Origin of the sequence: Kordiimonas sp., from assembly GCF_965216265.1 — a bacterium.
Classification (GTDB): domain Bacteria; phylum Pseudomonadota; class Alphaproteobacteria; order Sphingomonadales; family Kordiimonadaceae; genus Kordiimonas.
On record NZ_OZ244153.1, the window covers coordinates 2,738,083 to 2,750,499 of the forward strand.

At 55.5% G+C, this 12,417-nt stretch carries 12 protein-coding genes; 5 read left to right on the forward strand and 7 right to left on the reverse strand.

Going from position 1 to position 12,417, the window contains the following annotated elements; all coding sequences use genetic code 11:
• The first annotated feature begins 17 nt into the window (after window positions 1-17).
• The 3 genes from ACOOGA_RS12735 (at window position 18) to ACOOGA_RS12745 (ending at window position 2,334) form a co-directional block, all read left to right on the forward strand.
• Window positions 18-1,388: a mechanosensitive ion channel family protein gene (locus ACOOGA_RS12735; protein ID WP_420428798.1), complete on the forward strand. Its 1,371-nt coding sequence runs from the start codon at window positions 18-20 to the stop codon at window positions 1,386-1,388.
• A 26-nt stretch (window positions 1,389-1,414) separates the two neighbouring features.
• On the forward strand, window positions 1,415-1,837 hold the full coding sequence (locus ACOOGA_RS12740) for a hypothetical protein (protein ID WP_417459887.1): 423 nt from the start codon (window positions 1,415-1,417) through the stop codon (window positions 1,835-1,837).
• Between the two features lie 71 nt (window positions 1,838-1,908).
• Window positions 1,909-2,334, forward strand: a complete 426-nt coding sequence (locus ACOOGA_RS12745) for a hypothetical protein (protein ID WP_417459888.1) — start codon at window positions 1,909-1,911, stop codon at window positions 2,332-2,334.
• A gap of 33 nt (window positions 2,335-2,367) precedes the next feature.
• On the opposite strand, the gene ACOOGA_RS12750 is transcribed toward ACOOGA_RS12745, so the two are convergent.
• The 5 genes from ACOOGA_RS12750 to ACOOGA_RS12770 form a co-directional block, all read right to left on the reverse strand.
• The gene (locus tag ACOOGA_RS12750) at window positions 2,368-3,222 is read right to left on the reverse strand and encodes a D-amino-acid transaminase (protein WP_417459889.1); all 855 of its coding nucleotides are present in this window, start codon (window positions 3,220-3,222) and stop codon (window positions 2,368-2,370) included.
• Between the two features lie 12 nt (window positions 3,223-3,234).
• Window positions 3,235-4,494 carry an MFS transporter gene (locus ACOOGA_RS12755; RefSeq protein ID WP_417459890.1) on the reverse strand — a complete coding sequence of 420 codons (1,260 nt, stop codon included), beginning with the start codon at window positions 4,492-4,494 and terminating at the stop codon, window positions 3,235-3,237.
• Window positions 4,495-4,563: 69 nt separating this feature from the next.
• The gene (locus tag ACOOGA_RS12760) at window positions 4,564-5,262 is read right to left on the reverse strand and encodes a hypothetical protein (protein WP_417459891.1); all 699 of its coding nucleotides are present in this window, start codon (window positions 5,260-5,262) and stop codon (window positions 4,564-4,566) included.
• A 45-nt stretch (window positions 5,263-5,307) separates the two neighbouring features.
• Window positions 5,308-6,267: an alpha/beta fold hydrolase gene (locus ACOOGA_RS12765; protein WP_417459892.1), complete on the reverse strand. Its 960-nt coding sequence runs from the start codon at window positions 6,265-6,267 to the stop codon at window positions 5,308-5,310.
• A gap of 29 nt (window positions 6,268-6,296) precedes the next feature.
• Window positions 6,297-6,590 carry an HNH endonuclease gene (locus tag ACOOGA_RS12770; protein WP_420428800.1) on the reverse strand — a complete coding sequence of 98 codons (294 nt, stop codon included), beginning with the start codon at window positions 6,588-6,590 and terminating at the stop codon, window positions 6,297-6,299.
• A 95-nt stretch (window positions 6,591-6,685) separates the two neighbouring features.
• Here ACOOGA_RS12770 and ACOOGA_RS12775 point away from each other — a divergent pair, with 95 nt between their 5' ends.
• A complete protein-coding gene (locus tag ACOOGA_RS12775; protein WP_420428802.1) occupies window positions 6,686-7,918 on the forward strand; it encodes a threonine synthase in 1,233 nt (410 codons plus the stop codon).
• Window positions 7,919-7,927: 9 nt separating this feature from the next.
• Window positions 7,928-10,549, forward strand: coding sequence for a M14 family zinc carboxypeptidase (locus tag ACOOGA_RS12780; protein WP_420428804.1), 2,622 nt, complete (start codon window positions 7,928-7,930; stop codon window positions 10,547-10,549).
• 56 nt (window positions 10,550-10,605) lie between these two features.
• Here ACOOGA_RS12780 and ACOOGA_RS12785 read toward each other — a convergent pair whose 3' ends face one another.
• Together ACOOGA_RS12785 and ACOOGA_RS12790 are read right to left on the reverse strand one after the other, a co-directional pair.
• Window positions 10,606-11,217, reverse strand: coding sequence for a hypothetical protein (locus ACOOGA_RS12785; protein WP_420428806.1), 612 nt, complete (start codon window positions 11,215-11,217; stop codon window positions 10,606-10,608).
• 70 nt (window positions 11,218-11,287) lie between these two features.
• Window positions 11,288-12,121: a LytTR family DNA-binding domain-containing protein gene (locus ACOOGA_RS12790; protein ID WP_420428808.1), complete on the reverse strand. Its 834-nt coding sequence runs from the start codon at window positions 12,119-12,121 to the stop codon at window positions 11,288-11,290.
• Window positions 12,122-12,417 lie beyond the last annotated feature (296 nt).

The window sequence follows — 12,417 nt, forward strand, 5'->3', positions numbered from 1 at the left end:
CGAAATTCATAGCGTTTTTGAACGAGAGTTGGGTCTGGTTGCAGGCCAATCTCTTTGAGCCCATTCATCTTGCTGAAGTGGCCATCGTGGCAATTGCCTTTTTTGCCTCACGGTTCGCTTGCGGCAAAATCCTGAAGGGCGTGCTGAAGGCCTTTGGCGACAAACCGATTGTGCAGAAGTTCAGCGCCCGCTTCCTGCATTCCATTTTCTCAACCGCCATGGCCATCATGCTGATGTGGACCGCGGTTCTGATCCTTGAGCCCTTCGTCGGCAGAACCTATATCCTCTCCATCGCGACAAGCTTGTTTACCGCATGGCTGGTGATCCGCCTCGCGGTAAGCCTGATCGCGAACCGGGAGCTCGCGCGCCTTGTGGCGGGCATTGCCTGGACACTGGCAGCGCTGAATATCGTCGGGCTTCTGGACCCGATCATGATTGTGCTTGAAAGCGCCAAGCTGCCGCTAGGTGACGCCACCGTCAGTGTACTTGATATCTTCCAGGGCATCGTCACTTTTTCAGTGCTGCTTTGGGGCGCGCTAGCGCTTTCGGCTCTTCTGGAAAAACAGATCGTTCATTTTTCCACGCTGCCGCCAAGCGCGCGGGTGCTGATGACCAAATCCGGCAAAATATTGCTGGTTTCTATCGCTTTCCTCACCGCGCTCAACGCCACGGGCATCGACCTTACCGCCCTCGCGGTCTTTGGTGGCGCACTTGGTGTTGGTATCGGTTTTGGTTTGCAGAAGGTGGTGGGGAATTTTATCTCCGGCATCATCTTGCTTATGGACCGCTCTATCAAGCCGGGTGATGTGATCGAAACGCAGGGCACCTACGGTACCATCAACCGCCTGGCGGCACGCTATACCAGCGTGATCACGCGGGATGGGACGGAATATCTGATCCCAAATGAGGATATGATCACCCAGTCTGTGGTGAACTGGTCGCACAGCCACAGGCTGGTGCGCCGCCGTATCCCGGTACAGGTCAGTTATGATAGTGATCTCCGCCAAGCGATGGACCTGATGAACGAGGCTGCAAGCGAGGAAAGCCGCGTGCTTTCAAGCCCTGCACCCCGCACATTGCTGCGTGAATTTGGGTCGGACGGTGTGGATCTTGAGCTCAGAATGTGGATCGAAGACCCACAAAACGGGGTTTCAAATATCGCAAGCGATGTGATGCTCAGGATATGGGACAAATTCCACGAGAATGGAATTGAGTTCCCCTTCCCACAACGTGTGGTACATTTACGTCATGAGAAGCCACCTACTGATGCCGCGCGCGCCACATCTGTGGTCGAAAGTGTGACGTATAATGAGACGAGTGAGGCGGAAAATGTGGCGCTTGAGAGTAAAGGCGCCAAAGAAAAGGACGAAATAAACACCAAAGACTAACAGCCACGCTTTAGGGGGAGGGACCAATGAGCACAGGGCGGTTTATTTTAAGTGTTGTAGTCGCGTTCGTAATTTACAGTGTTTTCTACATGGGGCTGATGGCGTTTCTCTTTCTGGACGTCTATATGGCAAATGCCGACATGTTCCGACCTGAAGCTGAGGGCATGGCGATGTACGGCATGCTCGGGCATCTGGTGCAGACGATTATCGTCGTTGCACTTTTCAATATGGCTGTTGCATCAAACTGCATCAAAACGGGTGCAAAATTTGGCCTGCTGATGGGCGGTTATCTGGCTGCGACCGATTTCACCACCTATATGGGGCTCAAGATGTCGCTGGCCCCGCTTCCTTATTCCATAGTCATTCACTTATTTGTCGGCACGGTTGTCGGCATGGTGCTGGCGAAGCTTCACGGGCCATCTGGCGAAGCATCACCAGCAGACGCATAACAACAATAAACTGGAGGATTTGCGAGGATAGACCCTCAAGGGGCACAACCAACAACTAAGGGGAGGGACCTATGAACGTTGGTAAATTTATCCTGAATATCGTTGTAGCGTACATTGTATATGGCGTGCTTTACACCGTTGGGCCGATGTTTATTGCGGCAGATGCCTTTATGGCAGCGGAAGCCGCGATGAAACCGATGGAAGAAACGGGCATGGCCGTGATGGCATACCATTTGGTGCAAACCGTGGTGGTTGTCTGGCTGTTTGATAAAGCCGTCGGGTCGGGCGACATGAAGGCTGCCGTGGTCTTTGGCCTTATGATCGGGCTTTATCTGGTGGCAACAGACAGCAATTGGTACACCATGCTGAAAGACTTCCCGCAAGACACCCGTATGCCAATCATGGGCATGCATCTCGTGAACAACGCGATTGTTGCCGTCGTGCTCGCCTTTATGGCTGGCAGGGGCTGGGGCTCAAGCGCGAAAGCGGACGCTTAGGCATAAGCCAAGGCTTACCGGGTTTTAGCCTGATCAGGCTTCCATATAGGCCCGGTAAGCTTCAATCAATCGTTTGGCGATGGGGCCTGGTGTCCCGTCGCCAATCTTATGGCCGTCCAACTCCACAATCGGCATGGCGCAGCCCGTTGAGCTTGAGAGGAACATCTCGGCACCGGCTTTTGCCTCCGCCAACGTGAAGGCTTTGGTTTCCACCTTGATCTGCATTTCTTCTGCCAGCTTTTTGAGTGTAGCGCGGGTAATGCCGGGCAGGATGTTATCATCCGTGGAGCGGGTTACCAATGTGCCGTCCTTGCGCACCATCCACATGTTGGTGCTGCTGCCCTCGGTCACAAAGCCGTCCCGGTCTACCAGCACGGCTTCAAAGCCGCCCTTCTCCTTGGCCGCCTGTTTCGCCAGTATGTTGGGGAGCAGGGAGGTGGATTTGATATCGCACCGGCCCCAGCGGATATCGTTTTCCGAGAATGCCTTTACCCCCTTGGCCGCGCGGGCAAACACGCCATCAACGCTCAGGCGTTTGCAGGTGACAACAAGGCTGGGCATTGTTGGCTTGGTGGGGAAAGCATGATCGCGCCGGGCGACACCGCGGCTGATCTGGATATAGAGAAAACCGTCCGTCACGCGGTTGCGGCGAATAACTTCCCTGAACACAAAGCGCATGGGTGCCCGCTCCATAGGTGCAGCCATCGCCAGTTCCCGCATTGAGCGGCCCAGCCTGTCCAGGTGCGGTTCAAGGTCAACCATACGGCCTTTGCGAACTGTCACGCCCTCATACACCGCATCGGCGAACTGATAGCCGCGATCATCGATCGAGACCACAGCCTCATCGTGGGGAACATAAGCACCATTGACATAAGCAATGCGGGACATAGCTGGTCTCACTCAAACGGGGTTGGTATCGCGCCCGTCCTCGCCCATCGGTGCGAGGGTGCGCATCAAAATAGGCGCGGGCAAAACAATGAGTACAAGGGCGAAGGTAACGGCAGCAAGCCCCATTTCGATGAAGGGTGCAACAATGGCTGTGCCAGCGGCCGCCAGCATCATCGTCCACAATATAATAAGCGCAGAAGCCCGGTCGTCATCACCGTGGGTGGCAGCCAGCGCGCGCACAAAGCCGGGCCCGCTTCTGATGCCGTGGCCAAGGTTGAGTATCCAGAACATATAAGCCAGATGGTGCGGGTCGTTGGCGCCAAAGAGCGCATAGCCAAACAGTACCAGCGTACCGAAGAGCGAGATATCTGTGCCTGCGGAAATCACCGCCTCGTTGCCAAACCGCTTCACCAGGCTGCCATTTGCGTTTGCTGATACAATGAACAGGCACACCCCCACAAATTGCATGAGAATGAAGTCTTCAATCACGCCGTCCATGGTTTTGATCACAACAGCGGGCACAGAGAAGACGAACACCAGAAGCCCGCCCAGAATAAGCGCGTGGCTTACGGCGTACCGCAGGAAGGTTTTGTTGCGCATCACCCGCATATAGCTTGAGGTTGTGTCTCCCTTCTTTTGCCCGATGTGGGGGAGAAGGGACGGGATAAGGAAAACAATCAGGCAAATCGCCAGCACCAGCGTACCGGTGATGGAGAAAGACGCTTCCCAGCCATATTCCTTGAAAAGCCACGCCCCTGCGATGGGCGCCAGGCCAGGCACGAGCGATTCTATACTGCCCATGGCGCTGACAGCGCGGATGGCACCAATTTCGGAAAACAGTGCGCGAATAAGGCCGGGGGCCAGTACGGCCCCGCCGCTTGCGGCTGCGCCCTGGAAGAAGCGGATGATATTCAGCACATGGATGTTGTCTGTCATCGTTGCCATAAGCGACAGCGCACCAAACGCAGCCAGCGAGGCAATGAAAAGCCGCCGCCTGCCAAAATGGGCCGACAGGGAACCAAACATCAAAAGTCCCACACTCATACCCGCCACATAACTCGCAAGCACAAGCTGTGCGTTCTCGATATTGGTGCCAAAAATAGCGGGTAGTTGCGGCACGGCAGGCAGCACAAGGTCAATGCCAGACAGGCCCAGCACGGTGCCCGCAACAATGGTCAGGAAAGCCGCAATTACGCGCGGCTGTGGGCCTTCATCAGGCCCGGAAGACGGCGCAGACGGTGGTGCAGGTGGATGTTGAAGCTGATCGTGCATGGCGGACCCTTATTTTGGGCCACCGTTTCCCAAAACGCCCTATGGGTCAAGGCAAAAGGTTTTTCGCGCCTATGCCTTTTGGTTATGGGCTGACGCTTCCCGCCACAGCCATAAAGCCAGCGCAAGGCGGACCGCGATTTGTAAGGGGCCATACACATAACCGTACCATGCTCCGACAAGGCTACCTGCCGCTATAAGGCCCGCGTAGTAAGACAGGAAAGATACAAGGCTCATGATGCCGATTGCGATCATGCCGTAGCGCAGGAACATATTGAGCGGGTCGCGCTGTGTGAAAGCGAACCCAAAGAGCAAGGTGCCAACGCCGAAGGCGAAAATCACGACAAAATACTGGCTGTCAGAGATGCCGCGCATGCCGGTTATCAGTGTTCGCCAAAGCTCGCGGCTTTCACCTTCCGCAGCCAGATAGGCTGGCCGCCACATCTGATTGAGCGCATCGATGATATAGGCTTGCTGGCTTACTTCCGTAAAAGCCCAAAGACCAAGGTAGAAAAGGGTTGCCACCATCAGGAAAGCACGGTCTCGAAACATGGTAATGCCTACGGCCAGTGCGGCCAGAAAAGCAAACTGGGGATGCAGGAACAGGACCCATTTTTTATAAAGATAAAGACCGTTGTTATGCAGGCTCTGCGCGGCATCGAAGCCATCTGTTGCAGGCGCATTGGGGCCATACATTAGGATTGCGGTGGTGAGCGCAGAGAGGGCCGACAGGGTCGCCCCGGCGCGCAGATATGAAGTATGTGATTTCATAACATCTCCCCTTATGGCTACTTAACACCAAAGATGATGGGGAGATCAAGCCAGAAGCGTGCGTGCACCAAGCATATGCGCGCCGGGAGCTTCTTTCAGTTCTGTTGGTTTCAGGTAACCATTGCGCACAATGCATTCATGGAACTGGTCCACAAGCTCGGCGATGGTTTCCGGCGCCTCAATCTGCGGGAAGTGGCCAATGCCAGGCAAGCGCACGACCTTCACATGCGGCAGGGTTTTCTCAAACGCATCGGCTGCGTGCGCGCCTGATACCGGGTCTTCCACTCCATTGATGAGCATCATGGGGATTTGCGCTTCCTTGAGCGCGCCAACCCAGCGGTCGGCATGCTCAACACGTTCCGCCATATAGCGGATGCGGCGTGCCAGCGCACTGCGACCGTTCACGCCCACCATGGCAGGCCAGAATTCGTCAAGCGAAACACCGGTTGGTTTGGTGTCGGGGCCAAAAACCTCCGTAAAGCCACGCAGCATGGAGGATTTGCCCGAAAGATGCGAGATCAATGGCCCGAACGGCCCGGCCAGCAGCTTCTGCACCTTGCGAGGGCGATGTTGGGACGGTAGCATGCCACCGTTGAGGAACAGCGCACTTCTGATGCGGAAAGAAAGTGAGCTTTCATTATGACGCGCGATCAGTTCTTGCGCGACGGTGTCGCCCACGTCATGCGCGAGGATGTGCACTTCATCAATGCCGCGATGCGCCATCAGGGCCTCAAGCATGTCGGCCTGATCCATGATCGAGCAGGGTTTCCTGAGACTATTGAGCGTGCGGCCATAATCCAGAAGGTCAGGCACGATGGTATGGAAGTTTTTTACAAGGCTCGGGGATATCCAGCACCAGTCCCACCCGCAGGTAGGGAAGCCGTGGATTGTGAGCAGCACTTCACCATTGCCGCCACGCTGGTAAAATACGTGGTGGTCGTTCCACTCGAAATATTTTCCGCACTGTCCCCATTTTTCATAGGTGATGGGTGGCCTGGTGATCATAAAATACCCACGTTGTTATACGGACGGTCTTAACGTTTGCGCCCGCGTCCCCCTTTAGGTTCGGTCCTGCGGTAAAAATCAGGTGGCTTCCCCCGAAGCCATGCAACAAAGCGTCTGATCTCTTCCACCGACCGAAGAGCCTCGATAGTGGCATAGTGTTTTGCCAGCTCTTTTTCGTTAAATAGGGCGTGAACCTTCCTGTGGCAAATAGGATGTAACGGAACTGTCACACGGCCGCCCTCTGACTTCGGGATAAGATGATGCATCTCAACAGCTTTCCCGATTTGGCGACCACATAACACACATGTGATTTTCTTTTCCATAGGTTTCAAAATTTATATGGAGGCAGGTTTCGTCAAGCACTTGTCTGAGAAATGAACAACGCCTAGGCTGTGGGGCCTAACAGGTCGGGGGTGAAATGCCAGTATATTCTAATTATGTCAGCCATCTTGAATGTGGCCTGACCGGTGAGAGTGATTATAAGCCTGCAACATTGCACGGCCTTTCCCGCGCGGGGCGCCCGCTTCTGGTGCGCTACGACCTTGCGGCCATGCGGGGGAAGCTTGACCGCGATGAGATATGGGCCCGGCCCGGTGGTTTCTGGAAATGGCGTGAGCTTTTGCCGGTACGGGACAGTGAAAATGTTATCGCCCTTGGGGAAGATGACACCCCGCTGATTGCCTGCGCGGCACTCGCGAGCAATTTGGGCGTGAGCGGAGAAATTCTCATCAAGGATGAAGGACGTTTGCCCACTGGCAGTTTCAAGGCACGGGGGCTTGCGCTGGCGGTTTCCATGGCGAAGGAGCTGGGGCTTAAGCGCCTTGCCATGCCCACAAACGGCAATGCGGGGTCTGCCATGGCGGCCTATGCCACGCGGGCGGGGATGGAGAGTTATATCTTCTGTCCCGATGACACACCGGACGTGAACGTGCAGGAAATTGCGCTTCAGGGCGGCAAGGTCTGGCGTGTGAATGGCCTGATTAATGACTGCGGCAAGATCGTGGGCGAAGGCAAGGACGCCATGGGCTGGTTTGACCTTTCAACCCTCAAGGAGCCTTACCGGATTGAAGGCAAAAAAACCATGGGACTTGAGCTTGTGGCCCAACTTGGCTGGGACGTGCCAGATGTTATTTTCTACCCAACTGGCGGCGGCACTGGCCTTATTGGCATGTGGAAAGCTTTCGCCGAGATGGAGGCGCTGGGCTGGATTGGTGCAAAACGCCCGCGCATGGTGGCGGTGCAGGCCACCGGCTGCGCACCTATCGTGAAAGCCTATGAAGACGGTGAGCGCCACGCCGTGCTGTGGCAGGACGCCCATACCTGCGCGAGCGGTATACGTGTGCCTGTTGCTGTGGGTGATTTCCTGATCCTTGATGCGGTGCGGGACAGTGGCGGTTTTGCAATCGCGGTAGATGACGACAAGATTGAAGCGGCGCGAATGGAAATTGGCGCCCGAGAGGGTGTGCTGGTTTGCCCTGAGGGCGCCGCGACCTATGCTGCATACAAAGAGGCACTATCTGATGGCCGTGTGGGAGCGGGCGACCGGGTGGTGCTGTTTAACTGTGGCAACGGGCTGAAGTATGACATGCCCGACATTGCGGCCAGCCTGAACAGGCATGAGCCGATCAATTATAACGATTTGAAAAAATAGGGGACAGAAATGCGAGCACGACTGTTGAAGCTGGCAGCTGCACTTGGCATGGGGGCGATGGCGTTTGCCGTACCGGTAAAAGCCGAACCGCTGGATTATTTCCTGGTGCCGGGTGTTGAATATGATCAGGGCATCGTGAAGCCTGAAGAAGTGTTTGGGCATGGTGTTGGCGACCAGCCAGTGCGCCATGACCTGATGGTTTCTTATATGCGCGAGGTGGTGGAACAAAGCCCGCGCATGACGGTGGAAACAATCGGCTACAGCCACGAGCGTCGGCCGATTTTGTTTATCACTGTCTCCAGCCCTGAAAATCTCGCTCGTATCGATGAAATTCGCGCGAACCACATCAAACGTTCAAACCCCGCGACAGCCGATCAGGCCTCAGATGACCTGCCGGTGGTGACATGGCTGAACTACGGCGTGCACGGCGCGGAATCGAGCGGTATGGACGCGGCGATCCCTGCGCTCTACCACCTCGCCGCTGCGCAAGTCCCAGAGATGGAAGAAACACTTGAAAACAGCGTGATCCTGATTACCGCCGTCTTTAACCCGGACGGGCACGCCCGGCGCGGCGCGTGGGTAACGCAGTATGGTTCAGACATTCGTGCGCTTGACCCGGCGCATGAGGTGCATAATCAGGTTTGGCCGGGCGGGCGCACCAATCACTATTGGTTTGACCTGAACCGCCAGTGGCTGTTGCAGACCCAGCCTGAAAGCCAGGCGTGGCTTGCCAAATGGCATGAATGGAAGCCCGAGGTTTCAGGTGACTTCCACGAGATGGGCGGCAACAGTACCTATTATTTCCACCCCGGTGTGCCAACACGCAAACACCCGTTGATCCCTGCGAAGGGCCGCGAGTTGCTGGTTGAGATCGCAAACTATCACCGCGCGACGCTTGATAAAGCGGGCACGCTCTATTTCTCGGAAGAAGGGTTTGACAACTATTATGTGGGCAAGGGCTCAACCTACCCACAGATCAACGGATCACTTGGTATTCTCTATGAAGCCGGGGCCCAGATGGGGATCGCGCGCGAAAGTGACCAGGGCATCAAAACCTATGCCGACAATGTGCTGAAACACTTCCGCACAAGCCTGTCCACCATCAAGGGTGCAGCGGCGATGCGCACCAAACTGCATGCCTACCAGCGCGAGTTTTATGCGAACGTTGCGGGTTTTGTGAAAGACGATGACGTGAAGGGGTATGTGTTCCAGGCACCCGAGGACCCGGTGCGGCTGAACATGTTCTTGACGTTCCTGTCGCGTCACCGCGTGGCGGCATACAAGCTTGAAGGCGACGTAAAGGCTGAAGGCCGCACCTTTGGTGCTGGCGCTTATATTGTGCCGATGGACCAGCCACAATACCGCATGGCAAAAGCGCTTTTTGGTAAGATCACCGAGTTCCCGGACAAGGTATTCTATGATGTATCTGGCTGGACGCTGCCTGCCGCGTACGGGCTTGATTATGCGGCGGTGACCGGTAGCCTGCGCGGTAAACTGGGCGCTGTGGCCGATGGTAGCGAAAAACGTTCGCTCGTTTCCCCTGGTGAAGCGCCATACGCCTATGTGTTCCGCTGGTCGGACTATTATGCGCCGCGGGCTGTGGCACGCCTTTTGGATGCAGGTGTGATGGCCCGTGTTGCGAAGGAACCGATTGAGGTGCAGACCACACGCGGTGTGGTGAAGTTTGGCCGGGGTGCGGTGATCGTTGCCAACGACCTGCAAACAGTGCCGCGCGCAAGCATCCACGCCATGATGCAGCAAATGACGGAAGAAGACGGCATTGAAGTGTTCGCTGCCACATCCGGCCACACGCTCAATGTGGGTGCTGACCTTGGTGGCCGCAATTCTGTCGCTGACCTCAAGCCTGTGAAGCCGCTTCTGGTGGTGGGTGGCCGTTTGTCATCTTATGACGCGGGTGAGGTATGGCACCTTCTTGACCACAAGATGAAAATGCCTGTCACCCTCGTGCGCGAAGACCGGCTCAGCGGGATAAACCTGAACCGTTACACGCATCTCATCCTCGTGGGTGGGCGTTCAGGCTTGCCAAAAGGCATGGTAGATGACGTCAAGGCCTGGGTCAAAGCGGGCGGCACTGTGGTTGCAAGCCGTCAGGGCGCGAAATGGGCGGCCGAGAACCTGACAGCCGATAAGGACGACAAGAAGAAGGACGATAAGGACAACAAGACGCCTGAGCGGCTTTCCTATGCCCAGAAAGGCCAGAAGGACGCAGAAGATGTGATCGGTGGTGCGGTGTTCGAAAGCGACCTGGATATCACCCATCCGCTTGGGTTCGGGCTCGTGCGCCGCAGTATGGCCACCAACAAGAACACCACGTTTGTCCTGCCGGTGCCAAAAGACCCGTACGCGCAGGTCGCGGTCTATACGGATAGCCCGCTCATCAGTGGCTATTCGTCTGACCGTCGCTTGAATGAGCTGAAGGGTACACCGATGCTGACGGCGGAACGTATGGGCGACGGTGCCGTTATTTTGTTCGCAGATGACCCGAATTTCCGCGCGACCTATCTGGGTTCTGAGCGCTTGTTCCTGAACGCCTTGTTCCTATCTGCCGCGTTTGATCGCTCCTACGCCGATGATGAAGCTGATGAGCAAGCCGAAGAGATGGAAGAGTAAATAAAATAAGCCGGGTCACGTCTGTGGCCCGGCTCTCCCTAAGCGATTAAGCGCTTCTAGAACAAGCGCGCCAGCAGTGCATCTTTGTTATCGGCGTTATGTTCGATGCCAGACGCGTGCCGCACCTCAAATTCTGATAGATGTTCTGCGGGCAGAAACGCTTGCAGCTTTTCAGTATTCTCGAATGCAAATGCAGTGAAGCAAACCTGCTTTGACGCATTCGGTGCTAGCTGGATATCGATCTTGCCTGAGCCGCCGTGTGTGTCGGTAATGTCATTCTCGGCATCCACCTCAAGCGAGAAAAAATAGTCATTGCCTGACCGGTTGGTGACAACAGCCTGAACCGCGCGGGTCAACCGACTATGTGGCGAATGTGCGCAAGCATGGCCCGGCATAAACCCTGTGACCTCGATATCTATGGGCGGGCCTTCATATAGTTTCGCCAGATGCTGGGTGCAACGCTCGCGCCTCACACCTTCAGCCTCGTCGCTGCCACGCTGCAAACATTTTTGCCAGCCTCTCATTGTGCCATAGTCGCGAGAGTTGGTGATATAGCCGTATTCGGGGTTTTGCTGACCATCGGCGAAAAACGGTAGAACGGCTTCGATCGCCGCTGTGCCTACAAGCAGCGAAACTACCAGGCTTATCTGTATGATTGACTTCATCATCGTGTCCCCCAAGGTCCAGACCGGGGAACTTTAAGGACAAAAGCGTTTACCAAACATTAAAGCTGCAATTTTACAGAATGCCCTGCGCCTTGAGGTGATCAACATAGCTGCGCGATACCGGCACTTCATGGTCATTCTTCAGCTTCAGCAGTATCCGCCTACCGTCGCGCCTGGCCTCGCTGATAGCATCCAGCGCCACCCAGTGAGACCGATGAACCTGAAGGCCAGGGTAATCGTCCAGCTCAACAGCTGCGTCCTTGAGCCGCATGAGGATAAGCTGGTCTCCCTTTGTGGTGAAGGCCCGCAGGTAGTGATCTTCCATCGACAGGCATAATAGCTCATCCCCCAGATTGGGCGCGAGCCGCTTTAGGAAGTTCTGTCCTGCCGTTTGAGGGGCGTGCGTTGGGGCAGGCGTGGCGGCTTCATCAGGTTTCTGGACCGCTTTGTGGATCATGCTGATTGCGCCAATGAGTACAACGGTGAGCACCAACACCTGCCCAAACCATTCAACATAATCCCACGCACCAACATAGCTGAGAAACTCAAGGCTATAATCCCAGGTAACGCCGTAAGGGCTGGCGAGATAAATCTCATTGAATATCACGAAGGGAAAAATGCCCACTGACATGGCAAACGCAAAGACGATGAAGCCAAGCAAAGGGTTAAAACCAGCCCTGATCATGGGCGGAAACATACCTCGCGCCAAAGGTCCGCTCATTAGTGATGAGATCAGGATCAGGCTGAGCCAGTACAGGTGCCGGGCGAATGCCTGCGGCAGGTTATAGCTGTCAAACGGGCCGATTAGCCCGAGCACAACACCAGCGGTAGCCATGTAGAGCGTCTTGCGAAGCTCATTCTGGATCGTGGGTTTGCCCCAAAATTCTTTTAAGTCGTTTAGTGTCACAGTGGTTCCTGAAAACACATTTATCCTCGATGCGAATTGCATCTTAGCGGCGGCGTGCTCTCAATCAAGCTTCCCGAGCACAATCCTGGATCATTCACGAAGCGTGAATTGCGCATTGGCGGGTTGCTGGCGTTTTCGCGAAGAAAAACAGCCGTTTTACGCATGCTGGTTTGATCGCAGGCGGGCCTTGCCTCATTCATTGTTGGCCGATCTGGAGATTATGAACAATAAAGGCAGGTGTGATTTATGCGGCACGAAAAATATTATCTGTTTTGTGTGTTGCTGGCACTTGTTGC

Coding starts and splice junctions, on each gene's coding strand:
- ACOOGA_RS12740 (WP_417459887.1), top strand. CDS start 1,415: ATGAGCACAGGGCGGTTTATTTTAAGTGTTGTAGTCGCGTTCGTAATT.
- ACOOGA_RS12745 (WP_417459888.1), top strand. CDS start 1,909: ATGAACGTTGGTAAATTTATCCTGAATATCGTTGTAGCGTACATTGTA.
- ACOOGA_RS12750 (WP_417459889.1), bottom strand. CDS start 3,222: ATGTCCCGCATTGCTTATGTCAATGGTGCTTATGTTCCCCACGATGAG.
- ACOOGA_RS12755 (WP_417459890.1), bottom strand. CDS start 4,494: ATGCACGATCAGCTTCAACATCCACCTGCACCACCGTCTGCGCCGTCT.
- ACOOGA_RS12760 (WP_417459891.1), bottom strand. CDS start 5,262: ATGAAATCACATACTTCATATCTGCGCGCCGGGGCGACCCTGTCGGCC.
- ACOOGA_RS12765 (WP_417459892.1), bottom strand. CDS start 6,267: ATGATCACCAGGCCACCCATCACCTATGAAAAATGGGGACAGTGCGGA.
- ACOOGA_RS12770 (WP_420428800.1), bottom strand. CDS start 6,590: ATGGAAAAGAAAATCACATGTGTGTTATGTGGTCGCCAAATCGGGAAA.
- ACOOGA_RS12775 (WP_420428802.1), top strand. CDS start 6,686: ATGCCAGTATATTCTAATTATGTCAGCCATCTTGAATGTGGCCTGACC.
- ACOOGA_RS12780 (WP_420428804.1), top strand. CDS start 7,928: ATGCGAGCACGACTGTTGAAGCTGGCAGCTGCACTTGGCATGGGGGCG.
- ACOOGA_RS12785 (WP_420428806.1), bottom strand. CDS start 11,217: ATGATGAAGTCAATCATACAGATAAGCCTGGTAGTTTCGCTGCTTGTA.